Annotated in this window: 23 protein-coding genes; 19 read left to right on the top strand and 4 right to left on the bottom strand. The window is 49.6% G+C overall.

Annotated elements, in window-relative coordinates; genetic code table 11:
• Positions 1 to 98 precede the first annotated feature (98 nt).
• Positions 99 to 1,082, top strand: coding sequence for a DNA polymerase III subunit delta (gene holA / locus C7U56_RS11075; RefSeq protein WP_107001255.1), 984 nt, complete (start codon positions 99 to 101; stop codon positions 1,080 to 1,082).
• A gap of 160 nt (positions 1,083 to 1,242) precedes the next feature.
• Here holA and rpsT read toward each other — a convergent pair whose 3' ends face one another.
• Positions 1,243 to 1,506, bottom strand: coding sequence for a 30S ribosomal protein S20 (gene rpsT, locus C7U56_RS11070; RefSeq protein WP_022358531.1), 264 nt, complete (start codon positions 1,504 to 1,506; stop codon positions 1,243 to 1,245).
• A 517-nt stretch (positions 1,507 to 2,023) separates the two neighbouring features.
• Between rpsT and C7U56_RS11065 the strand changes: the two genes are divergently transcribed.
• A complete protein-coding gene (locus C7U56_RS11065) occupies positions 2,024 to 2,518 on the top strand; it encodes a DUF2798 domain-containing protein (protein ID WP_107001254.1) in 495 nt (164 codons plus the stop codon).
• A gap of 40 nt (positions 2,519 to 2,558) precedes the next feature.
• Here C7U56_RS11065 and C7U56_RS11060 read toward each other — a convergent pair whose 3' ends face one another.
• Positions 2,559 to 3,035 (bottom strand): GHKL domain-containing protein, encoded by a 477-nt coding sequence (locus C7U56_RS11060; RefSeq protein ID WP_181357229.1) that lies wholly within the window; start codon positions 3,033 to 3,035, stop codon positions 2,559 to 2,561.
• A gap of 495 nt (positions 3,036 to 3,530) precedes the next feature.
• Between C7U56_RS11060 and C7U56_RS11055 the strand changes: the two genes are divergently transcribed.
• From C7U56_RS11055 to ytvI, 8 genes are all read left to right on the top strand, one after another.
• On the top strand, positions 3,531 to 4,046 hold the full coding sequence (locus C7U56_RS11055) for a hypothetical protein (protein ID WP_233430251.1): 516 nt from the start codon (positions 3,531 to 3,533) through the stop codon (positions 4,044 to 4,046).
• Positions 4,043 to 4,978 (top strand): ABC transporter permease, encoded by a 936-nt coding sequence (locus C7U56_RS11050; RefSeq protein WP_107001252.1) that lies wholly within the window; start codon positions 4,043 to 4,045, stop codon positions 4,976 to 4,978. Before C7U56_RS11055 ends, C7U56_RS11050 begins: the two co-directional genes overlap by 4 nt.
• Positions 4,979 to 5,076: 98 nt before the next feature.
• Positions 5,077 to 5,952 carry a diadenylate cyclase CdaA gene (gene cdaA / locus C7U56_RS11045; RefSeq protein ID WP_107001251.1) on the top strand — a complete coding sequence of 292 codons (876 nt, stop codon included), beginning with the start codon at positions 5,077 to 5,079 and terminating at the stop codon, positions 5,950 to 5,952.
• Positions 5,930 to 7,306 (top strand): CdaR family protein, encoded by a 1,377-nt coding sequence (locus C7U56_RS11040; RefSeq protein WP_107001250.1) that lies wholly within the window; start codon positions 5,930 to 5,932, stop codon positions 7,304 to 7,306. The genes cdaA and C7U56_RS11040 overlap by 23 nt, the downstream gene beginning before the upstream one ends.
• Before the next feature lie 43 nt (positions 7,307 to 7,349).
• Positions 7,350 to 7,613, top strand: coding sequence for an HPr family phosphocarrier protein (locus C7U56_RS11035; RefSeq protein ID WP_107001249.1), 264 nt, complete (start codon positions 7,350 to 7,352; stop codon positions 7,611 to 7,613).
• Positions 7,614 to 7,666: 53 nt separating this feature from the next.
• Positions 7,667 to 8,968, top strand: coding sequence for an O-antigen polymerase (locus tag C7U56_RS11030; RefSeq protein WP_107001248.1), 1,302 nt, complete (start codon positions 7,667 to 7,669; stop codon positions 8,966 to 8,968).
• Between the two features lie 139 nt (positions 8,969 to 9,107).
• Positions 9,108 to 10,298, top strand: coding sequence for a pyridoxal phosphate-dependent aminotransferase (locus C7U56_RS11025; RefSeq protein ID WP_107001247.1), 1,191 nt, complete (start codon positions 9,108 to 9,110; stop codon positions 10,296 to 10,298).
• A 38-nt stretch (positions 10,299 to 10,336) separates the two neighbouring features.
• Complete coding sequence (gene ytvI, locus C7U56_RS11020; RefSeq protein ID WP_107001246.1) at positions 10,337 to 11,452, top strand: sporulation integral membrane protein YtvI; 1,116 nt, start codon at positions 10,337 to 10,339, stop codon at positions 11,450 to 11,452.
• Positions 11,453 to 11,466: 14 nt separating this feature from the next.
• On the opposite strand, the gene C7U56_RS11015 is transcribed toward ytvI, so the two are convergent.
• Positions 11,467 to 12,408 carry an AraC family transcriptional regulator gene (locus C7U56_RS11015; RefSeq protein ID WP_107001245.1) on the bottom strand — a complete coding sequence of 314 codons (942 nt, stop codon included), beginning with the start codon at positions 12,406 to 12,408 and terminating at the stop codon, positions 11,467 to 11,469.
• 305 nt (positions 12,409 to 12,713) lie between these two features.
• On the opposite strand from C7U56_RS11015, the gene dapF (C7U56_RS11010) reads away from it, so the two are divergent.
• The 9 genes from dapF (C7U56_RS11010) to C7U56_RS10970 all read left to right on the top strand — a co-directional run bounded on the left by dapF (C7U56_RS11010) (position 12,714) and on the right by C7U56_RS10970 (position 21,719).
• Positions 12,714 to 13,574, top strand: a complete 861-nt coding sequence (gene dapF, locus C7U56_RS11010) for a diaminopimelate epimerase (RefSeq protein WP_107001244.1) — start codon at positions 12,714 to 12,716, stop codon at positions 13,572 to 13,574.
• Positions 13,575 to 13,794: 220 nt separating this feature from the next.
• On the top strand, positions 13,795 to 15,114 hold the full coding sequence (locus C7U56_RS11005; RefSeq protein ID WP_107001243.1) for a glutamine synthetase family protein: 1,320 nt from the start codon (positions 13,795 to 13,797) through the stop codon (positions 15,112 to 15,114).
• Between the two features lie 31 nt (positions 15,115 to 15,145).
• A complete protein-coding gene (locus C7U56_RS11000) occupies positions 15,146 to 15,700 on the top strand; it encodes an ANTAR domain-containing response regulator (protein WP_107001242.1) in 555 nt (184 codons plus the stop codon).
• Positions 15,701 to 15,746: 46 nt separating this feature from the next.
• Complete coding sequence (gene dapF, locus C7U56_RS10995) at positions 15,747 to 16,547, top strand: diaminopimelate epimerase (protein WP_107001241.1); 801 nt, start codon at positions 15,747 to 15,749, stop codon at positions 16,545 to 16,547.
• Positions 16,548 to 16,619: 72 nt separating this feature from the next.
• A complete protein-coding gene (locus C7U56_RS10990; protein ID WP_107001240.1) occupies positions 16,620 to 17,420 on the top strand; it encodes an N-acetylmuramoyl-L-alanine amidase in 801 nt (266 codons plus the stop codon).
• A gap of 170 nt (positions 17,421 to 17,590) precedes the next feature.
• A complete protein-coding gene (locus C7U56_RS10985) occupies positions 17,591 to 18,223 on the top strand; it encodes a cytidylate kinase-like family protein (protein ID WP_022358543.1) in 633 nt (210 codons plus the stop codon).
• 131 nt (positions 18,224 to 18,354) lie between these two features.
• Positions 18,355 to 19,737 (top strand): MATE family efflux transporter, encoded by a 1,383-nt coding sequence (locus C7U56_RS10980; protein WP_107001239.1) that lies wholly within the window; start codon positions 18,355 to 18,357, stop codon positions 19,735 to 19,737.
• A gap of 32 nt (positions 19,738 to 19,769) precedes the next feature.
• Positions 19,770 to 21,449: a 23S rRNA (uracil(1939)-C(5))-methyltransferase RlmD gene (gene rlmD / locus C7U56_RS10975; protein ID WP_107001238.1), complete on the top strand. Its 1,680-nt coding sequence runs from the start codon at positions 19,770 to 19,772 to the stop codon at positions 21,447 to 21,449.
• A gap of 24 nt (positions 21,450 to 21,473) precedes the next feature.
• Positions 21,474 to 21,719 carry a DUF6061 family protein gene (locus C7U56_RS10970; RefSeq protein ID WP_021683568.1) on the top strand — a complete coding sequence of 82 codons (246 nt, stop codon included), beginning with the start codon at positions 21,474 to 21,476 and terminating at the stop codon, positions 21,717 to 21,719.
• Between the two features lie 51 nt (positions 21,720 to 21,770).
• Here C7U56_RS10970 and C7U56_RS10965 read toward each other — a convergent pair whose 3' ends face one another.
• A complete protein-coding gene (locus C7U56_RS10965) occupies positions 21,771 to 24,416 on the bottom strand; it encodes an ABC transporter permease (protein WP_107001237.1) in 2,646 nt (881 codons plus the stop codon).
• Between the last annotated feature and the right edge of the window lie 6 nt (positions 24,417 to 24,422).

Raw genomic sequence — 24,422 nt, 5'->3', positions numbered from 1 at the left:
GAAGTGAAAAAATAGACAGGAAAGTAACCGGATGGACAGTCATTCGAAAAAATGGATCTGTTTTTATCGAATAGAACCAGGAGGCGGGGACGGAGTTAATGCAGACGATCAATGAAGACATCAAAAATGGCACATTTAAGCCGGTTTATCTGCTATACGGCGAAGAGGCGTTTTTGAAGCAGAGTTATAAAAAGAAGCTGCGGGCGGCGATCTCGGGCGATGATACGATGAACTACAATTATTTCGAGGGAAAAGGGCTGGATGTGAACGAGCTGATCAGTCTGGCGGACACGATGCCATTTTTCAGCGAGCGGCGTCTGATTCTGATCGAGGACAGCGGATTTTTCAAGACTTCTTCGGAGGCGCTGGCGGAGTATCTGCCGATGATGCCGGACACGACCTGCATCGTATTCGTGGAGGAGGCGGTCGATAAGAGAAACAAACTCTACAAAAAGGTCAAGGATCTGGGTCACATTGCGGAGATGAAGCGGCAGGACAGCGCGCAGCTCGCCAGATGGGCGGCGACGATCCTGGCGCAGAATGGGCGGAAGATCACGCCGTCCACGATGAATCTCTTTTTGGAGCGCGTCGGCGATGATATGGAAAACATCCGGATGGAGCTGGAAAAACTCATTTCCTACACGATGGGCAGTGAGGTAGTGACGGCAGAGGATGTGAAAGTCATCACGACCGTGCAGATCACGAACAAGATCTTCGACATGGTAGCGGCGATCACGGCGGGAAAGACGAAGCGGGCGATGGATCTGTACGAAGACCTGCTGACACTCAGGGAGCCGCCGATGCGGATCCTGTTCCTGATTGCCAGACAGTTTAACCAGCTTTTGCTGGTGCGAGAATTGCAGGCGTCCGGCGCAGACCGGGGGACGGTTGCCTCGAAATTGAAAGTACCTCCGTTCGTAGCCGGAAAGCTCAGCAGCCAGGCGGCGGCATTTACGAAAGAACAGCTCATTTCCTATGTGCAGACCTGCGTGGATGCCGAGGAGGCAGTCAAGACCGGGCGGATGGGCGACCGGCTGGCGGTGGAGCTGCTGATCAGTCAGCCCAGAAGTTCCGTGCGCTGATTCTAAAGGGCAGTGCCAGCATCAGAATCAGCGGTTCTTCGGCCGGACCCGGCTGGAAAAGAAGCAACAAAAAACCATTATTCTGTCACACCCACAGAATAATGGTTTTTTAATTTGGGTTAATTTTTAATATATAATTCGAAAGATCCGCTCTGGATAATTAAGCCAGAGTATTTACAGCCTTGGAAAGACGGGATACTTTGCGGGAAGCTGTATTCTTGTGGTATACGCCCTTGGAAGTAGCCTTGTCGATCTCGCTGGTAGCAGCTAATAATGCAGCCTGTGCAGCAGCCTTATCTTTTGCAGCAACAGCAGCTTCTACTTTCTTAACAGCAGTTTTAACTTTGGATCTGATAGCCTTGTTTCTTGCAGCTCTTGTCTCTGCAACTAAGATTCTTTTTTTTGCGGATTTAATGTTAGCCAATGTAGTGTACCTCCATCATAAATTCTTTTATTTTGATTCGTAATTCATTTTGTATTTGGTTTGCATTAAAGCCTGGACACGGACAGTTCAATGTAAACATACTATTACATTCTATCGAATAAAGGCAGTATTGTCAATATCTATTTGCCTGTTTTTAGGGAAAAATTCGGAAAAAATGAAAGGGGAGCTGAAAAAGCAGCTCTTGTCAAGTTGCATAAGCGGAATAAAAAATAAAAAAAATTGATCGTTCAATATGATGAAATTGTGAAAAAATAAAAAAAGTGCTTACACGAATGGAAAAAAGACGTTATAATAGCGAACCGTAACCCAAATCGAATATAGTTTGAAAAAACGCAGTGAGATTGCATACAGCAGTAGAGATCGAAACGAGTTTCCGATTTCTGCTGCCTTTTATTTTGTGAAATTTATCACGGACAGCATCTTGTGCGTGGGTGTGTCGGACTGATTTGCCGTTGCATCTGGATAGAAGCAATTATTTTATAGGAGGAGAATGAAAATGCCAAGAAATAAGAGAGAAAGTTTTATCTATTCCGTTATCATGTGTTTCACGATGGTACTCTGGATGAGTATGTACAATGTAACCCTTCATATGGGACATTTATCCTTGGAAACGATCCGCGAAGGATGGATCGGATTCCCGTTTGCATTCGTGTATGCGTTTCTGTTTGACTGGTTCATCGTGTCCGGTCCGGCGAAGGGAATTGCGTTCCGTTACTTTGTATCACCGGAGAGCAGCACACTTCGTAAAGTAATCACGATCTCCTGCTGCATGGTCGTTCCGATGGTATTTGTTATGTCCTTATATGGCGGTCTGGAAGCCTGCGTGAAATCCGGCGCATGGAGCCAGCTGCTCATCATCTGGCTGACCAATATTCCGAAGAATATCATCATGGCGCTTCCGTTCCAGCTCATCGTAGCAGGTCCGCTGGTGCGCTGCGTGTTCCGTACCGCATTCCCGGAGGGAACCGTGCTGCAGGAACCGGTTATGTAGGGAGATAGCAGAAAAAACTGGATATCCCCTTTTTGTGTCATTACGGATTCAGCAATACCGAAGCATAAAATACGCCGTCCCGCCATTCAAACCGTGCATCGCCGTGGTACTGTTCGGCGATCATGCGGATCGATTCGGTTCCGATGCCGCTTCCCGCAGGTTTGGTCGATACCAGTTTTTCATTCATCCAGGTAGGGCTGAATGCGCTGGTGTTGTCCGTGGTGATGGACAGGGTGGAGATACCCGTCTGCACCGCGGAGAGACGGATGAAAGGCGGCGTGTTTTCAGAGCCGGAACACCCGGTCTCCCAGGAGAAAAAGTTGTAGCCGAAGAGCGCCTGACAGATGTAGAAAGCGGCGGCACGCACGACCAACAGATAATCGATGATAAATAAATATAGAAATAAAATCATTCCGCTCTCGGCGTCTACTATCAGCTTAAATAAAACGCCAAAGCAAGGGAGCGCGAGGTATTGCACCCATACACTGGACAAATCATCTACAATCGCGATTTTCAAAACAAAATCCCTCTTTTCTTCTGATTGTCTGGAAAAAGGCTGCTTACGCATGTTTCGAACCTTTTGATCCTAATATCATAAAGATGTTGGGGTCAAAAGGCATTTTGCCCCCTCTGATACCAGATTGCTCCGCACTATATGCTCCCGCAATCTTCAAAAACATTCGTAATTCGCTCATTTTTCTTGGAAAAATGGCTACTTACTCATGTTTTTGGCGGGTCCCAAGGTCAAAAATTCTCCTGCAAGCAAGCTTGCGTCGAACTTCTGACCTTTTGACCCTGGTATCATCATAAAAGTATCATAACATAAAAAGAAGCAAAAAAGGCATAGTTTTTACATCTTATGAAACAGACTTGATACGCTCTGCCGATCATGCGAAAATGTGTGATCGGCAGAGCTCTTTTTTGATGTCTGACAATCCCTTACAAATTTATGAAAAACCTATGAAAAATCCCCCCGCCCCCTCGCCAAGAGAAAAAAGTTATGTTATAATTTATGGAAGAATGCGTTTTTGGCGCAGCGGTTTCAGAAACGGGACGTATTGAACCGGAAGCCGCGGCATATATAAAAAAGGAACCATGTATGCTCAACGAAGACAAGATAAAATTAATGACCGAACTGGCACTGTTTGAGAAGAAGCATGCTTCCCAGATGAAAACAGTCAATCAGTATTTTAAAAGCGACTATATCAGCCGCAATCTGCTCCGGGGATTTATAAGCTATACATTGTGCAGCATACTTCTCTTTGGAATGTGGGTATTATTTAATGTAGAAGTAGTTCTGAGTTCGATAGGAATGGATGAACTGAAGGGACTGGCTTTTCGAGGAGGAGCTTTATACCTCGGGGGGCTTTTTCTGTATGTCGTCCTGACGATCATCGTGTATGGCGGGCGGTATGAGTACGAGGAAAGGATGAACCGGATCTACATAGCGAAACTGAAACATCTGGATAAGCGCTACGATATACACCGGCGCGCCAGAAAAATGGAGAGAGAGAGGAGAGGCAGATGAGAGGACTCCTTGCAGGGAAAGAAGCACTCAAGGCTTTCTATGCGAGATACAGTGCATTTGTGAATGCATTCCTGCGTTTTATAACTGCCTTTGCGGCGGTGTTTCTGATTAACCAGAACATCGGACTGATGCCGAAACTGAGCGGCGGTCTGGTGCCGCTGTTTGCGGGAATTATATGTGCATTTCTCCCATTTGGAGCCATTGCGTTTCTGATTGGGGTTTTTTTGCTGGCACAGCTCTTTGCAGCATCGATGGAAGTGGCGCTCATCACCTTGGTGTTCCTTCTGATCGTGGTGCTGCTGTATTACGGATTTCAGCCGGGTGACAGCGCGTACCTGATTGTAACGCCGATCTTGTTTTTTCTGAAGGTGCCGTTTGCAGTCCCGATGATTCTCGGACTGACTGGAAGCCTCGTATCGGTGATTCCGATGAGCTGCGGGATTTTTCTGTACTACGTGATTCTGTATGTGAAGCAGAACGGAAGCTTCCTGGCAGGCAGTGAGCAGACTGAGATCACGCAGATGCTGGCGCAGGTCATCAAAAACCTGCTGGCAAACCCGGCGATGCTTGTCATGATTGCGGCATGCTGCCTGGGGGCGCTGACGGTCTGTGTGCTCAAGAAACTGTCGATCAACTACTCCTGGGGGATCGCGATCGGAGCTGGCCTTATTTTACAGATTCTGGTTGTGTTTATCGGCGATTTCCGCTTTGGCGTTCCGGTGTCCGTGCCGGAGCTGGTTGTGGGAATGATTGGTGCGGTCATTGCATCGCTGATCTATCAGCTGTTTGTTTTTTCGGTCGATTACAGCCGGACCGAGTACACGCAGTTTGAGGATGACGATTATTATTACTATGTGAAAGCGGTTCCAAAGATTGCGATTTCGAGGACGGATGTAAAGGTACAGGAAATCAATAAAGTAAAGAGAAGATAGACTATTTTATAAAAGAAACTTGTTGTTAAAAGAAATGCGTGACGGGTCATATGTACGTGACTGGTAACAGAAACGCAGCCCGAAAGGGAGGGAAAAGAATGGCAGAGATACTGGCGGAGATTTATTCGTGGATCTCGTTCGTACCGAAGATAACCTTTAAAAATTTAATAGAGATCGCGATTATAGCAATTCTGGTATATGAAATGCTGATCTGGATCAAAAATACGCGGGCGTGGACGCTTCTGAAGGGTATTGTTTTTATTCTTGCATTCTTTCTGGCAGCTGCGATCCTGGAACTGGATACGATTCTGTGGCTTCTGGAAAAGACGTCGTACATTGCGGTAACGGCGATCATCGTTATTTTCCAGCCGGAGCTGCGGAAAGCACTGGAGCAGATCGGAAGCCAGAACGTGCTGACGACGCTGTTTTCAACGGATGATACGAAGAAAAATGAGGATTTCAGCGAAAAGACGATTGCAGAGCTGGTGCGTGCTTGTTTTGAGATGGGAAAAGTCAAGACGGGCGCCCTGATCGTCATCGAGAGGGGCACGCCGCTCGGAGAGATCGAGCGGACGGGCATCGAGGTCGATGGTATCGTGACGAGCCAGCTTCTGATCAATATTTTTGAGCACAACACACCGCTGCACGACGGCGCGGTCGTGATTCGCGGTAACCGTGTGACGGCGGCGACCTGTTATCTGCCGCTCTCGGACAATATGGATATCAGCAAGGCATTGGGAACCAGACACCGTGCGGCAGTCGGAGTCAGTGAGGCGACCGATAGCGTGACGCTGGTTGTATCGGAAGAGACAGGGCGTGTGTCGGTGGCTGTGTCCGGACGGCTTAAGAGTGTCAAGGATGGAGATGAACTGAGAGATATATTGTCAGTTCTGGTAAAACGGGAAACGGAAAACACAGGTCGTTTCAGAATATGGAAGGGAAGACGCAGAAATGAAAGAAAAGCTGACGAATAATCTTGCGATCAAGCTGATTGCCCTGTTCTGTGCTTTCTTTGTGTGGCTGGCGGTCGTGAATGTGGCGAACCCGATCAAGGTATCGACGAGGGAGGTTCCGGTCACGATCACGAACGATCAGGTGCTGGAGCAGGCGGATCTTGCCTATGATGTGGTAGGCAAAAAAACGGCGACGATCAGTTTCAAGATCCGGACGAAGGATGATTATAAGGTAAAGGCGTCGGATTTCAACGCCTATGCGGATTTATCGGAAATGTATGATGTGACGGGTGCGATCCCGATCCGAGTGGAAGTGGTGAACAATGAGGAACTGCTGGAGTCCACGCCGGTTGTGAAGTCCCCGGAGGTCATCAAGATCACGACCGAGGCGCTGCAGACCAAGGCATTTACGCTGAAAGCGTATCCTCAGGGCAAGGCGGCAGAGGGTTACGAGGCGGGTGAGGTGACAATGGTGCCATCCCAGGTGACGGTTAAAGGACCAACCTCCCTGATCGGACAGATCAGCAGCGTGGGTATCCGTTTTAATATTGACGGTGCTGCGGCGGATGTCGGTGGAACAGCAACACCGGAGTATTTTGACGCCAATGGAAATGTGCTGTCAGATTTGGGAGATTCTGTCAAGACGGTTGGCGGAGATGTCTCTTATACGATGCAGATCCTGAAAGTAAAAGAAGTACCGCTTGATTTTGACGTCAGTGGTGAAGTGGCGGATGGATACCGCTATACGGGTCCGAAGACGGATATCAAGTCGGTGTCTGTGGCGGGGCTTAAGACGGATCTGGCATCGGTCAGCACGCTCACGATTCAGGGACCGTCCCTTAATGTGCAGGGCGCGACGAAGAATGTGGAGTGCGAGATCGATCTGGATGATTATCTGCCGTCCGGGCTTACGATCGTGGGACTGGATAGCACGACGATCAACGTGACACTACAGGTCGAGAAGTTGATAGAGAAGACCTTTACGGTCAAACCGGAGGATGTGACTCTAAACGGAAAGAACAGCAGCTACAGCTATACCGTCGAAGATACGAAGATGGAAGTCAAGGTACAGGGACTTGAGGAGGATTTAAGCAGCCTGTCGGCGGCGAAGATGAATATCCGGGTCGATGTATCAGGCATGGGACTGGGCGAGCACACGGCAGCGGCGCAGTTCCAGCTGGGGGACGCGTATAAGATGCTGTCGGCGCCGGCTGTGACAGTGCGGGTCAGCGAACATGGAAGCTCCAGTGCCCAGACGACGGAAAGCATCGAGAGTGACCGTGGAGACACGGGCAGCCAGAGCAGTTCCAACCGGGAGAGCGGGGCAAGCTCGGCAAAAGAAAATGTGGATGCAGAGAGCGGCAATGCTGCATAAAGCATGGTATGCCATCCACAAATGAGGAGAAAGAAGTTAAACAATGGTAAAAGCAAAAATTAAATTAAAAAACCCGACTGGTCTGCATTTGAGACCGGCGGGAATCCTGTGTAATGAGGCGGTAAAATTCGATTGTTCTGTCCAGTTCCAGTTCCGTGGCACCGTGTCCAATGCAAAGAGTGTCCTGAGCGTGCTTGGGGCGTGCATCAAGAGCGGTGATGAGATCGAGTTTATCTGTGATGGAAAAGACGAGGAGGAAGCTCTGTCGGCGATGCTGAAAATAGTTGATGACGGGCTGGGCGAGTAGGGAAAACCGGTGCGGTAAAAGAATGTGTACAGACGTACAGATAGGATGAAACTATGATCGTTTATTTGGTTTGCTATGCGGCTTCGCTGCTTCTGGCGCTTGGCCGCCATTATCTTTTATCCGGCGCAGGGCTTCTGGCGGCGGCGGCGTATCTGTATGCGTCAGACTATATCCGGAGTGGAAATCTTCTGCATCTGCGGGGGATTTTCGCTCTTTCCTTTGTAGGTGGACAGGGACTGGCGTGTATGAAGCTTAGTTATTTAAGTCAGGCATGGAGTGCGGGAACGTGGCTGGGACTTTTGGCGGCGTTTGCGGGCTTTTATCTGGCTTTTTATTATCTGGAAGCATTTTCCAGTGAGGCGTCCGTCCGTGTGGGCGGTCATTCCGGCGCGGTGCAGCGCCGGGGGTTGGAATCTTATGCCGGAACCGTCTTTTTCTGCGCGGTGGCGCTGGCGGCGCTATCGGCAGGCTGTTTCGCGATCGAGGCGGTCTATATGGGCTATATTCCGCTGCTGCTCCGGGGCGTTCCGCATGCTTATTCCTATTTCCATGTGACCGGGCTTCATTATCTAACGGTGTCCTGTGTGCTGGTTCCGGCGCTCTCTGTGATCTATTTTTGCATCGAGGGCGGTCGCAGCCGGGGACGGCTGGTATGTATGCTTCTGGCAGATGCAGCGGCGGTGGCGATTCCGCTTCTGTGCGTGTCGCGCTCCCAGCTTCTGTTTGCGGTACTGCTGGCATTGATTACCTACATACAGATGGAACACCAGCTGAATCCGATTTATGTTGTTTTTGCGCTGGCAGGGCTGATTGGGCTCTACATTCTGCTGACGATCGCGCGCAGCCATGATACTGCCTACTTGAATACGGTTTTTGAGATGAAACGGCACCTGCCGATTTTTGTGACGCAGCCGTATATCTATATTGCAAACAATTACGATAATTTCGACTGTCTGGTCAAGGGACTTGTGAAGCACAGCTGGGGCATGAAGATGCTGGCACCGTTCTGGACGCTGACGGGACTCAAGTTTCTGGTTCCGTCGTTGACGGCATTTCCGTATTATGTGACGAAGGAAGAGCTGACGACGCTGACGATGTTTTATGATGCGTACTACGATTTCGGCATAATTGGCGTGTTCATCTTTTCTGCCATATTAGGAGCGGCGGCGTATCTGCTGATGCGGATGATGCGCCAGGTGCAGAATCCGATTACCTATCTTCTGTACGCACAGTTTGCACTTTACATGCTGTTATCGTTTTTCACAACCTGGTTCAGCAATCCGTCCACATGGTTTTATTTCGCGGTGACAGCGGTTGTGGCCTTTCTGGTATCGCATAAGGTTGCAGGGCGGTAAAAATATATGGATTAAGATATAAAAATGAAATAAAATCTGCTATAATAACAAAAAGACGACAATTCAGTAAGTTAAAGTGCTGCTTGTATACAGATAGAGTTGCCGCATGGATCAGTTTTACAGAAAAGAGGGCAAGCCAATGATTTCAGAAAAAATGATACCGCTTATGAAAAATAACTCCGCCATCCGTATGATGTTTGAAGAGGGCAATAAGCTGGCGGCGAAATATGGACGTGAGAATGTGTTTGATTTCAGCCTTGGAAATCCGAGCGTACCGGCTCCGGCAGAGGTAAATCAGGCGATTCAGGATATCGTAAAGGAAGAAGATTCCCTGTTTGTACACGGATATATGTCCAACGCAGGCTATGAAGATGTGCGTGAGACGATCGCTCAGTCGTTAAACCGCCGGTTCGGCACCTCCTTTCACGCAGGCAACATCCTGATGACTGTCGGTGCGGCAAGTGGTTTGAATGTCATTTTAAAGACCCTGTTAAATCCAGGAGAGCAGGTCATTACCTTTGCACCATACTTTGTAGAGTATGGTTCCTATGTCCGCAACTATGACGGCGAGCTGGTGGTTGTATCTCCGAATACGGTGGATTTCCAGCCGAATCTCGTTGAATTTGAGGAAAAGATCAACGAAAAGACCAAGGCAGTGATCATCAACACCCCGAACAACCCGACCGGCGTTATTTATTCCGAGGAAACACTGCAGAAGATTGCAGCAATTCTGGAAAAGAAACAGAAGGAATTTGGTACATCGATCGTGCTTCTGTCCGATGAGCCGTATCGTGAGCTGGCTTACGACGGCGCGGTTGTACCGTATGTGACAAAATATTACCGCAATACAGTGGTTTGCTACTCTTACAGTAAGTCTCTGTCCCTTCCGGGCGAGCGTATCGGTTATCTGGTAATCCCGTCTGAGATGGATGAGAGCGCAAACGTATTCCAGGCGGCAACGATTGCGAACCGTGTTCTGGGTTGTGTCAATGCGCCATCCCTAATGCAGAGAGTCATCAAGCGCTGCGTAGATGCGAATGTGAATCTGGAAGCTTACGACCGCAACCGTAACCTGCTTTACAACGGATTGAAAGAGTGCGGATTTTCCTGCATCAAGCCGGAGGGCGCGTTCTACCTGTTTGTGAAATCTCCAGTGGAGAATGAGAAGGAATTCTGCGAGGTATGCAAACAGTACAATGTACTGGTAGTACCGGGAAGTTCATTCGCGTGCCCGGGTTATGTGCGCATTGCATACTGCGTATCATATGGACAGATCGAGAGATCGCTTCCGGCATTCAGAAAGATTGCGGAACACTATAATCTGGTATAGCGAAATTGTATCATCGTCTTGGAAAGGAAAAGGATGAGATGAAACGATGTTTTAGAATGATTCTGAATATTGTGATTCCGCTCCTTGGTTTATGTCTGGTCATCTTTTTAGGTCCCAGACTTCTGCATTTTTTCATGCCGTTTGTGGTCGGATGGATTCTGGCACTTTTAGCAAATCCGCTGGTGCGGTTTCTGGAACGGCGCGTGAAGCTGGTGCGGCGCCACGGCTCGATGCTGATCATTATTGCGGCGCTGGCGATTGTGATCGGTCTTTTTTACGGGGCGAGTCTTCTGGTTTACCGGGAAATGGGAAGTTTTCTGGCGGATGCACCGGAAATATATCAGAGTGTGATCGCTGAGATCGGGGATGCATTGCAGAATGGGCGCAAGCTTGCAGAATATTTTCCGCAGAATTTACAACCGCCGCTGCTGGCATTTTCGGATAATCTGGATGGTCTGTTTGGAAAACTGGTATCGCGGGCGGCGGAACCGACCGTGCAGATCGCCGGACATGTGGCGAAGAGTATTCCGAATCTTCTGGTAAATATGGTCATTATTATCCTGTCTTCGTACCTGTTTCTGGCGGACCGGGAGTCCATCATGCGGTGGCTGAAAGAGCATCTTCCGGCATTTGTATTCCGCTATATCGAGTATATGAAACGGGACGCAAAGGGACTGATTGGTGGATATTTTCTGGCACAATTCCGTATCATGTGTGTGGTGGCGCTGATTCTCGCGGCAGGATTTTTGGTGCTGGGTGTCCGCTACGGTGTCCTGTTGGCGTTTTTGACGGCGATTCTGGATTTTCTGCCGATCTTTGGAACGGGAACGGTGCTGTTCCCATGGGCGGTTGTGAAACTGTTTGCGGGGGAGTATGCGTATGCGACCGGGCTTATCCTGCTCTACATCCTGACGCAGGTCGTCCGTCAGATCATCCAGCCGAAGATCGTCGGGGAGTCGATGGGATTGCCGCCTCTGATGACGCTGTTTCTTTTGTATCTGGGATTTAAGCTGCGCGGGCTGACAGGCATGATTCTGGCGGTGCCGGTGGGGCTTGTCTTTATCAATTTTTATAAATATGGGGCGTTTGATTCAATGATCCGGAATTTTAGAATGCTGATGGAGTCGATTCAGAAATTCCGGAGGGAAGAATAGGGGAAGTTTCCTTATTATATAGTAAAATTTTCTTGGTAATTTAATCTGGATAAATTATGCGGCGTATCGCGATATTTTTTCTTATATGCCCGGAGGAACGCAGCATAATTGCGGAATCCGGATTGATAGCAGGCTTCTGTGACGGGGGTGCCCCGGCGCAGGAGCTCGTTTGCGTTTTGGAGGCGTTTTTCGGTCAGGTATTCGGTAATGGTGTAGCCGGTTTCCTGGCGGAAGAGGCGCATCATGTGGTATTTGCTCATGTAAAAGCGGGTGGCGAGCTGGTCGATCGTGTGGTCTTCTTCTGGGTGTTCAGAGAGGTAGCGCATGAGTTCCAGGATTTTTTCGCCGGAAGGGGAGGTCGGAACGTATTCCCGATGGTTTTCGGAGGCGGCGCGATCAAGGTGTACCATAAATTCCAGGAATAATAAACGCAGAAGAAGCCCGGAGCCATAACTGCTGCCACCAAGGGATTCAAAGTTAGCATTGTCTGTGCCATTGTCATTTGTACCACCTGCCTGATAGGCATTTTCCAGTCTTGACAGCGCCTCTAAGAGCGGCGTCATGGTAAGGGAACCGAGGCGCAGAACATCGGACTGCTGTTCTCTGGCAAGCTGGAAACAGAGGTCGAGCGCACAGTCAGCACAGGAGAATGCATCCAGACATTCCGGCGACAGGTAGAGGATGATACGCTCATATCGGCTGTGGTATGGTACGACCGGCTTGTGCAGGCAGTGCGCGCCGACGAGGACGATGTCGAGCGGGCGGAGGTGGTAGGAACGGCCTTCCACGATGTAGTCTGCTTCGCCATTTAACAGGATCAGGACTTTGTGGAAATCATGATAGTGGTAGGCAACCGGTGTATCCATCTGCCCGCGCAGGTGGAAAAGGCGGAATTCGTGGTTGAGGTAGCCGCGTTTTTCGTAGGCGGGGGATTCGTGGGTGGTGTTTTCTGGCATAATGGGACTCCTTTTTTTGAGTGTATTGCAGGTTGATTGTTGCGGGAAATTATATCTTGTATAAATGCATTGAGTTTGTTGTTTTCCTTTGAGATAAATATGTTTTGAAACACAGACATTTCATTTCTTAGTTCATATTATATAGCATTATATGCAATATTTAAAGCATGATTCTTCTATTAAAAGCTGCTATATTTTCCTAAAATAAAAATTAAAGAAAGAGTGGTTTCCAGAACGGAAGTAGAATAGAAATCATTGATGAAAGAATTTTATGGTATTGATTAAAATAGGCAGGAGGTATCGCGATGAAACAGGTTGTGCTTGAAAAATATCACTGTATGGGAAATGATTACCTGGTGTTTGATCCAAATAAGAATGATCTGGAATTGAATGTGGAGAATATCAAGAAGATGTGCAGCCGTCATTTTGGCATCGGCGCGGATGGCATTCTGGCGGGTCCATATCTGGGGGAGAATGATTTTTATGTACACATCTACAACGCGGACGGAAGCGAGGCGGAGAAGAGCGGCAACGGTATGGGTATTTTTGCAAAATATCTGCGGGACGCGGGATATGTGCAGAAAACGACGATCTCCTGGAAAACGCTGGGAGGCGAGGAGACAGTCTTTTATCTCAACGAGGATGCGACCCGTGTGAAAATTTCGATGGGGCATCCGACGTTCTGGAGCGATGAGATTCCGGTGACCGGCGAGCGGCGGGAGATGGTAAACCAGACGATGGTATTTGGAAAGATTCCGTATGTCACGACTTGTCTTTCAATGGGAAATCCGCACTGCGTCATCTGGATGAATGAGATTTCGAAGGAAATGGTGTGCCGGATCGGCGAGCATTCGGAAACATCCGAATATTTCCCGGAAAAGGTCAATACGCAGATTTTAAATGTCCTTGACCGGACGAATATCCAGATCGAGATCTATGAGAGAGGCGTTGGATATACGCTGGCGTCCGGAAGCTGCGCCTGCGCGGCGGCGAGTGCGGCATACCGCCTGGGACTTGCTGATCCGCATATGTACGTCCATATGCCGGGCGGCACGCTGGAAGTGGAAATCAAGGAGGACGGCATGGTTTACATGGTCGGCGAGGTCGGATATGTGGGACATATCCAGTTGGGAAATGAATTGAGCGAACAGCTGCGGATTAAATAAAAAAGTATTTGACAGAAAAATATCGGACTGCTATATTTTATTTATAAAAATTGTGAAAAGAATGACAGGGGCATTCTCACACAGCAAAACGATCATAAACGTATGCTTGAAATTTTGGGGGCTGTATAGGCAGGAAAATTCTGGGCGTATATGAAAAGAGGGCGAGGGGGCTGACTGGAAACAAAGACAGCTGCCTCGTTTTTTATAGGAGGAAATGGCGATGGGAGAGAATACGAACCGATCCGAACCTTTTTTTGATGAAGATGTTGATTTGGTAAAGCTGCAGTTTACCGATATTTTTGGACAGTGCAAAATGGTCCAGATGACGCGGAGGCAGGCGGAAAAAGCGATGAAAGAGGGGTATGCAATCAACCGGTTTGCGCTCGGCGGCTTACAGAAAGCTGGGATCGAGGGCGCGGCGGCGCCGGAATATCTGACGGACCAGAGCGAGAGTGTGGAATTGTACTTGAAGCCGGATGCATCAACGTATCAGGTCCTTCCGTGGGATTCCGGGCAGGAAAATGTAGCGCGCGTGATCTGCCAGGTCTGCAATGCGGATGGGACGCCGTCCTGGACGGATTCGCGTCATATTTTACAGGAAACGGTAAAACGTGCCGAGAAGATGGGACTGGACTTTGATTTTGATTTCCAGTGTGAGTTTTATCTGTTTCACACGGATGATGATGGGAGACCGACGACGGTGACGCATGAGGTTGCCGGGTATTATGACGCGGGGCCGATCGATTTGGCAGAGGGCGTCCGCCGGGACATGGTTCTGAGCCTGGAGGAAGCAGGATTTGCGGTCGAGAGCACGCATCATGGTCTGACTGCCGGACAGCACAGCTTCGTCCTTCCGGCGCGCCGGGGCATTGAGGCAGCAGATTATTTACAGACGTTCAAGGCGGCGGTCAAACGGATTGCGAAACGCCATGGTCTGCATGCGACTTTTATGCCGAAGCCAAACATGAGCGGCGACGGATCGGGGCTTCATGTGGGCGTGTCGATCTCTTCCAGACGGGGCGCGGAGGCGATGGCGCAGGCGAAGCATTTTGCAGCAGGCGTGCTTAAAAATCTGAGTGATATGATGATTTTTACGAATCCAACCGTCAATTCATATAAACGTCTGGCGGCGGAGCGGAGCACGGTGTTCCAGCCGGAGTTCCCGGCGGCTGTGTGGGAAAAGGGAAGTAAAAAGGCAGTTCATGTGAAGGAAGACCGGAACGGACGTATTTCCGTGGAAGTGCAGTTCCCGGATCCGTCTGCGAATCCGTATCTGGCGCTGACGGCGATTCTGGCAGCAGGACTGGAAGGAATCGAGAAGGCGCTGGTGCTGGATGAAGAAGCGGGCGATGAGGATGCGCCGCGGTTCCCGGAGACATTGGGGATATTGCTCCAGAAGCTGGATCAGAATGAATTTGCACACCGTGTATTTGGGGAAAAGTTCTGCCGGATGTACGGCGAGGGCAAGAAAGAGGAGTGGGAACGCTTCTGTGCCTATGTGACGGATTGGGAGACAGCGGAATATCTGTATCGTTGTTAGGGGGTACGAAATCGCAGTGAGGTGAGACCACGTGGGAAACATCATAGTAGCATTTTCGAAGCCGCAGGACGGACGAAATATTAGAAATATACTCGTAAAACATGGAATACAGGTCACAGCCTCCTGCACATCGGGCGCGCAGGTTTTAGCGTCAACCGATGATTTGCGAAGCGGGATTGTGGTGAGCGGCTACCGGTTTGGTGATATGACCTGCCGGCAGCTTGCCGACCAGCTGCCGCCGGGATTTGATTTGCTTCTCATTGCTTCCCCAAGCCGGTGGAGCGGCGAAGCGATGGGAAAGATTGTCTGCCTGCCGGCGCCGTTTAAAATGGGAGATTTAGTTTCAACGGTCCGCATGATTGAGCAGACGCAGGCGGAAAAAAGACGGCGGATGCGTCACCAGCCGCCGCAGAAGCGCAGGGAAGAGGATCAGAAAGCGATCGACACCGCAAAGGCGATTTTGATGGAGAGGAACCGGATGACGGAGCCAGAAGCGCATAAATATCTGCAGAAATGCAGCATGGACAGCCAGGTCAGCCTTATTGAGGCGGCACAAATGGTAATCAGTCTTTACAAAATGGCGTAAGATCCTTTAAAATAGGATCAAAAAGGCAGAAGGAGCAGTAAAAACAATGAAATTTACAAAAATGCAGGGACTTGGCAATGATTATGTCTATGTCAACTGTTTTGAAGAAACGGTAAACGATCCGGAGAAGTTGGCGATTGCCGTCAGTGACCGCCATTTTGGAATTGGTTCCGACGGATTGATTCTGATTACTCCATCCGAGGTGGCAGACTGCCGCATGGATATGTACAATCTGGACGGTTCCCGCGGCGCGATGTGCGGCAACGGCATCCGCTGTGTGGGAAAATATGCGTATGACCACCATATCGTGGACAAGCCGCAGATTTCTGTTGAGACATTGTCCGGGATTAAATATCTGGATATGAAGGTTGAAAATGGCAAAGTAACGGCGGTCACCGTCGATATGGGCGAGCCGGAGCAGACTTCCGAGCTTCCGGAGAAGATCGAGGTAGATGGAACGGAATACGAATTTACCGGAATTTCCATGGGAAATCCGCACGCCGTTCTGTTTATGGACGAGATTGATTCCTTGGATCTGGAGACGATCGGACCGAAATTCGAGTTCCATAAGCGTTTCCCGGACCGTACCAACACCGAGTTTGTCAAGGTCATTGACCGCACACACGTAAAAATGCGTGTCTGGGAGCGCGGATCCGGCGAAACGATGGCATGTGGAACAGGTGCCTGCGCGGTTGCCGTTGCATCTATTCTGGCAGGGCATACGGAGGATGAGGTTGAGGTCGAGCTGCTGGGCGGCTGCCTGCAGATCCGCTGGGACCGCGAGAAAAACCGCGTGTTCATGACTGGACCGGCGGTGGAAGTGTTTAGCGGGGAGTATGAGGAATAATTAAACAGGAAACTTTGGGACTTCTTTCACATATGGTAGTAGTACAACGATATGTGAGAGGAGTCTTTTCTTTTGGAAGAAAAAAAGAAAGTGATGATAGATGCCGGGCACGGCGGAACGAAAGATCCGGGAGCAGTATTTGAGGATCGGATGGAAAAGGACGATACCCTGCGTCTGGCGCTGGCAGTAGGGAGGATTCTCGAGGAAAATGGGGTGAATGCCGTCTACACGCGGTCAACGGACGTCTATGACACGCCCTACCAGAAAGCAGAGATGGGAAATGAGGCGGGCGCGGACTATTTTGTTTCCCTGCACCGCAATGCGGCGAGTGAGCCGGGAAAAGGTTCGGGCGTCATGACGCTGGTGTACAAGACAGGCAGGGAATCAGAACAGCTGGCGGATTCAATACAGAGAGAGCTGGCGCGCACCGGATATGTGGATCTCGGCGTGATCGAGCGCCCGGATTTGATTGTGCTGCGGAAAACGCAGATGCCGGCGGTTCTGGTTGAAGTCGGATTTATCGACAATCCGGAGGATAACAAGCGGTTTGACGCGCAGTTTGACGAAATTGCGGCGGCGGTTGCATCTGGGATTCTAAATGTAATCGATGACGACATGGATCGCCGTCCGGTGGAAGAGAGCGACTATTATTACCAGATCCAGACGGGGGCGTACCGCATCCGATCGCTGGCAGAGCAGCAGTTAGAAGAACTGCGCCGTATGGGATTCCCTGCATTTCTGGTGTACGATGGGACGTATTTCAAGCTTCGGGTCGGTGCGTTTAAAAATCTCGACAACGCTGTGCGGATGGAACGGGAACTGCGGAAGGCGGGATTTCCGACGGTGCTTTTGTATGAGAGGGAGGTGAAGTAGGGGAGAAAAGCTGAAAAACAGGCACTATCTGAAAATAAGAATAGAATGACTTATTTGATTGATTTTTGCTGTGCTTTTTGTAAAAATGAATGGAAAAAATCCCCTCATTATGGTATGCTGAAGATAGAAAGCAATATGCATTTTCTTGTAGATAAAGGGAGGGGTTTGGTATGTCAGAGAAGAAAAAAATTATCATCACGATTGCGAGGCAGTATGGAAGCGGCGGTGCGGATACGGGCAAAAAGTTGGCGGAAGATCTGGGGATCAGTTTTTATGATAAGAACATTCTCCGTATGAACTCAGATGAGAGCGGTATCAAAGAGAGCTATTTCCATCTGGCAGACGAGAAGGCGGGCAACCGGCTTTTATACAAGATTATCAATACATTGACACCGGAAAAGGGCGCACCGTCGTTCGGTTCCGATCTCATTTCAGCCGACAATCTGTTTCGCTTCCAGTCGGAAGTGATCCGGAAGCTGGCGGCGGAGGAATCCTGCGTCATCATCGGCCGCTGCGCGGATTATGTGCTGGACGGCACCGAGGGACTGATTCGCGTGTTCCTCTACGCGGATATCAAGGTGCGCGAGGAGCGCGTGCGTGAGCGGAATCTCTACGCGGACAAAGATGTCCTCAAAAATATCCACCGGATCGACCGGGAACGCCGCGATTATAATCGTTATTATGCAGGGCGCGACTGGGAGAAGCCGGAGAACTACGACCTTTTGATTAATACGACACAGATTGGTGTGGACGGGGCGGTTCAGTTGATTAAGGATTATTTAAAAATGAGGGGGCTTTTGTAAGGGAAAAAGAATGACTTCCACTTGCAATTCAATATAGTATCGTGTAAAATGGCACATACAGCCGGGCGAATACGAGAGTGTTTGGACGGCTGTATGTGCTGTTTTGCTATTATTACAAGTAAGGGGAAAATATGAAATATCAAAATGATATTGACAAAATGAATACGAACCGGAATTTATTTCTGATGTCGCTGCCGATCTTCGTGGAACTGTTATTGCAGCTTTTGGTCGGAAACGTCGATCAGATGATGGTAAGCCGGGTGTCGCAGCCCTCGGTGGCGGCGATTGTCAATGCGAACCAGATCATGAACTTGGTGATTATCGTGCTGAGCATGGCATCGACGGCGGTTACTGTGATTTTGTCCCAGTATCTGGGCGCGCAGGATGAAAAAAATGCATCCCGGACCTGCATGGTCTCGCTCGTGCTGATCGGCGGCGTCAGTCTTGCGGCAACGATTCTGGTTTTTGCCGGGCACACGCCGCTTTACCGGGCGATCCATGTGCCGGAGGAGGTTTTTGATGAGGCGTCGCTGTATCTGCTGATTGTCGGCGCATTTATTCTGGTGCAGGGACTTTATCTGACCTTCTCAGCGATGATCCGCGCATTTGCCATGGTAAAGGAAGTCATGATTATATCAGTTATCATGAATGCCATGAATATTGTGGGAAATGCGATTTTAATCAACGGCTGGTTCGGAATGCCGCAGCTTGGGGCGGTCGGAGCGGCGATCTCGACGGATATCAGTAAGTTAGTTGGTCTGGCATTGATGATCGGAATGTTTTTCAAGAGCCGCCGCGTCAAAATGGGAATGAGTTATCTGCGTCCATTTCCGGTGCAGATTTTAAAAAATCTCTGCCTGTTGGCAATTCCGACGGGGGTCGAAAGTTTTTCGTACAATCTCTCCCAGATGATGATTCTGGGAATTGTTAATTCCTTTGGCACTCTGGTTACTGTAACCAAGGGATATTGTACGATTTTTGCCAATATTGATTATGTTTATGCGATGGCGATCGCGACGGCAACCCAGATTGTGCTGGGCTACCTGATCGGAGCGCGCCGTCTGAATGATATACAGAAACGAGTGAATGCGACACTGAAGGTTGCGATTGCGGCGTGTGTCGGGATGGCGGTGCTGATGTGCCTGGGAGGCAAATACATTTTCCTGATTTTCACAGACAACCCGGAGATCATTGCGCTTGGACGGCGGATTCTGGTGATTGAGATTGTGCTGGAGATCGGGCGCGCGGTCAACATTGTTATGACCAAATGCCTGATTGCGGTCGGCGATGTCCTGACCCCGACCACGGTCGGAATCACCTTCCAGTGGGTCGTAGCTGCCGCCGGCTCCTGGTTGCTCGGCAGCAAGCTCGGCTGGGGGCTGGAAGGCGTCTGGATCGCAATGGCAGCCGATGAATGCGTGCGCGGACTCATTTACGCGGTGCATTTTAAGAAAGAACGTTGGAAGAAGAATTTTAAGGGCGTGAAGACGGAAGCAGAGTTGGGAGAGGCGTAGAAGATAAGCGAAGAAAGAAAGTGTGAGAAAAAATGAAAGAAACAGGATGGAAAAAGACGGCAGGGAATGGTTCTGATGGAAAAAGAACGGAAGGAAAGAAATCGTTTGGCCGGGGGGAGAAAACAACTGGATTTTCCAAGAATAGTGCAAAAGTGGGAGTCAATGGGGAAAAACAGGGAAAATCTGCCCGTAAAGTGTCTGGAGTTGAGGATAAATGGGGCACACATGGGGACAGGAAACGAAATGTAGGGGAAAAAGATGGTCAGAAAACGGTTCGTGGTGGACAGCGTGGAAAAATAAAATGTCCGATTTACCGTGAGTGCGGTGGCTGTCAGTATCTCCATTTAACCTATGATCAGCAGTTAAAAGAAAAACAGAAGCGCATGGAAGAACTGCTGGGCGGTGTCTGTCCGGTTCGTCCGATCATTGGAATGGAAGAGCCGTATCATTACCGCAATAAAGTTCATGCGGTATTTGGATTGGATCGGAAAAACAATCCGATTTCTGGCATTTACAAAGAGGGGACACATCGGATTCTTCCGGTGGATTCCTGTCTGATTGAGGATCAGAAAGCAGACGAGATCATCGTGACGATCCGGAGTATGCTTCGTTCGTTCAAGATCCGTGTTTTTGATGAGGACACCGGATACGGTCTGCTGCGTCATGTATTGATTCGCCGCGGCTTCACAACCGGCGAGATTCTGGTCGTTTTGGTGACAGCATCCCCGGTATTCCCGTCGAAGAACAATTTCGTCAAGGCGCTTCGTGAAAAGCACCCGGAAATTACTACGATTGTCCAGAATATCAACGGCAGAAGCACCAGTATGGTACTGGGGGACAAAGAACATGTACTGTATGGAAAAGGATATATCGAAGATGAACTCTGCGGACTCCGGTTCCGTATTTCGTCCCGTTCCTTCTATCAGATTAACTCAGTTCAGACTGAGAAGCTGTACGGAAAAGCGATGGAACTGGCAGGACTTACAGGCAAGGAGACGGTACTGGATGCTTATTGCGGTATTGGTACGATCGGTCTCATTGCCAGCAAACACGCGGGCAAAGTTATCGGCGTAGAGTTAAATCAGGATGCAGTGCGGGATGCAGTGCAGAATGCGAAGAAGAACGGCATCACCAATGCACAGTTCTTCTGCAATGACGCCGGACGGTTCATGTCTCATATGGCAGCCCGCAGCGAGAGCGCCGACGTCGTTTTCATGGATCCGCCGAGAAGCGGAAGTACCGAAGAATTTATCGACGCGGTAGCCCTTATGCAGCCGAAACGGGTGGTATACATCTCCTGCGGTCCGGATACATTGGCACGCGATTTGAAAGTATTCGCAAAGCATGGTTATCGGGCGAAAGAAGCATGGCCGGTGGATTTGTTTGGGTGGACGGGGCATGTTGAGACGGTTGTCTTGCTTTCCAAGGGCGAAGTCGACTCGAAAAAGATTCGGGTTGAGTTCTCTTTGGAAGATATGGATATGTCCGAATTTCAGGATGGGGCAACCTATCCGCAGATCAAGGAGTATGTGTTGGAGCATACCGGGTTAAAGGTGTCCAACCTCTATATCTCACAGATTAAACGAAAATGTGGGATTGGGGTTGGTAAGAACTATAATCTGCCGAAGTCCGAGGATTCCAGACAGCCCCAGTGTCCGCCGGAAAAAGAGAAAGCAATCCGAGAAGCATTCAAATATTTTGGGATGATCTAACATCCCGCAAAATGGAGGTTTCTTATGGATAGATTGATTTCTTGTGAGTTTAACATGGATACCGCTTGTGTGGAACTGAAATTTTTAGATGGCAGCATGATTGCCATTGATACCATCGCCGTGGAGAATGAGGTTGCTGACAATATGTATCAACGGTCAGAACTGGATTATCTAATCTACAATGATCCGGTTGGATATGCAGACTTGATCTTGAACGGTGATCCCGAAATTTATCTAAAAACTGTAACTGAATGTAAACCCTTAGATTAAAACTCAGCCCTCTGCCTTTTCCTTGGCAGAGGGCCGTTTTTTGCTTAACAGTTATTGAGCATCCCTTAATTGCTCTACAACACTGCATTTCGCTGCATTGTCATACATCATGCAAGGAATCAGCCACCCCAGCAGAAGAAATACCGGAATTGTCAGCAGGACAGGCAGAATGGTGAATCGATACTCAAAGAACCAGAACATACTGCCCAGCATTTTTCCTGCAAGAGGTCCCACCGCCAGCGACAGAATAAAGGCCGCCGATACGGAGGACATTGCGTAAAACAATCCCTCGTAGATCAGCATGGTTTTGAGCTGCCGGTTCGTCATTCCTACAGCCTGAAGCACAGCAAATTCACGGCGGCGGGAAAGAATACTGGTCATCATGGCGTTGAAGAAATTTAAGAGTCCCACCAGCCCGATGATAGCACAGAGGATACCACCTACCAGAAGGAACATCTGCCGGAACTGAGCAAACTCAGAGCGAGCCGTGGCCTTGCTTTCATACATCAAGGGTGAAAACTCACCGGCAGTGAGCTTCGATAGATATTGCTCTGCTTCGGCCTCGTCTGCGTCGTCTGCTGTGTCGAACAGGTAGAGCATCGGAATGGCCGCACCGCCGCTGTCCCTCTGTGCGGTATCCACAGACAAAACTGTCTCATATCCAATACCACCATAACGATAACTCATGGAATACGGAAGCTCTACCAAGGCGCAGACCGTGTACTCTACATCTCTGGCTCCATACAGTTTTTCCTGAAAGTACTCCTCCGGTGTATCTTCGGTGCGGAGTTCCCCGGTGCGGCTGTCGATATATTTCACATCGTCCGCATAGGTGGCGGTGATCGTGTCTCCCACCTTGGGGTAGTATTCAGGATTGGGCAGATTACCGTAGTCATCTAAGGAAACCGCAATGGCAATAGCGTTATTGTTTGGCTCCAGCATAGGAGAAATATCTCCGTCGAACACTTGCAGCTTGTCAAACAGGCTGTTATCCAGAGCCTCGATTCTGGTATCTCCCATCACCATATCGCCCCGGTGCTCCATGCGGCTCATATGGCTGTCCAACTGCTCAGCACTTTCGTACCTTGCATAGTCCTGCCGCAGAGCATCCTCCGTCATCCAAAGATATACGGGTTTTCGCACAGCATATCCCGTGCCGGAAAGACTGGACTTTGTGTTTGCTGCGATCTCTTCGATCTGTTCCGGCGTGATGAATTCATCTGCCGGGTTGTAACGGAAATAGTCGGGCGTGCTGACGATAAAATCGGCGCAGGTCATGAAGGATACATACTTCTCCATGCTGAAGCCGCCCACAAAGGCACACAGTGCATTGAACAGCGTCACCGACAGTGCCAGAGACACCACCACCAGCACCGTCTTTTTTTTGTTTCGTCCCAGATTGGCAAAGGCCATCTGATGGAGCTTCGCTCCCCGGGTGCTGCGCTGTTTTTTCTTGGTCTGCATCGCATCTGTATATTTGGTAGCCTCCACCGGAGAAACCCTGGCTGCCATTTTCCCGGGCTTGGAGCAGGACAAAAGCACCGTCAGCAGGGCAAACAGCACGGAGCCAACAAAGATCACAGGCGAAGTGCTGATGGTGGTGATGCCTGCATCCAACTGGGTGGAGCGCAAGACAACAGGCACCAGAACAGCGCCAATGCCATAGCCCAACAGCAGCCCCGCCGGAATGCCGATCAGACAAAGCAGAAGTGCCTGCTGGCGAATGATGCGTTTGAGCTGCCGGGGCGTTGTGCCAATGGTTTTCAGAAGCCCGTAAAACCGGATATCCCCCGCAACAGAGATCTGGAAAATGTTATAGATGATAAGATACCCGGTGAAAATCACCAGCAGCAAAAAAGCTGCTATGGCGATCACAAGTTCCGGATCGAGATGCGACTCCAGCTGGGATGAGGTATATCCCCAGTTGACGCCGATCCGGACGCTGTTGGGATCGGTATAGCTGTCCCATGTGTAGCCGAGATCGGTATCCACCTGCTCCATCTGCCCTTGAATGTTTGTACTGGAAGCCATCATGACATTCAAATCGGTGCGGAAAGGCTGTAAACCTGTTTTCACTGCCTGCGCTTCGATGTCATCTGCGTAATCACGGCTGATGTTGATGTAATGAACAGGCATTAGTTCATCATAGTCCCAATAGCCCACCAGCGTAAAGGTATCTGTTACAGTAAAGGCGGTTTGATCCTTGTCCGTAATGGAATAGGAAACCGTGACCTCGGCGCCCAGCTCCGGCGTTACGCCAAGCAGCTGCAACGCTGCCGTATCCATGGCTACCTCTTTGCCGCTTTCGGGCATCCGTCCGGTAGTAGGGGTTGCATAGCTCCATTTAGTGCAGTTGGCATCCATGTAGCTGATCTCTGCAGGGGTTTTGGAAAAGACACCCTCCGCAGTGATACCGATTACCTTCCGTACCCCCGCAGCCTTCACCTTTGGGTGGGCAGCGATACGTTCCGCCTGCTCGGGGGAAACATCCTTAAAGGTACCGTGTGCATAGCCACCTACCTGCCGAAACTGGTAGGTTTCATAACTGGCGTTCAACGACAAGACAATGGTGAACATGGACGTAAATAGCAGCGTTGTCAGTGCAATGGCAAAAATAGCGATCAGATTGCGGCGACGGTTCGCATAAAGAGATTTTAAGCTGAGCTTTCGAATACATTTTCTGTTTTTGACATTCATCGTAGC

This window comes from Clostridium fessum (assembly GCF_003024715.1).
In the GTDB taxonomy this organism is placed as follows: domain Bacteria; phylum Bacillota; class Clostridia; order Lachnospirales; family Lachnospiraceae; genus Otoolea; species Otoolea fessa.
The sequence above is the reverse complement of the archived record's forward strand: the minus strand, read 5'-3'. Positions and strand labels throughout refer to the sequence as shown.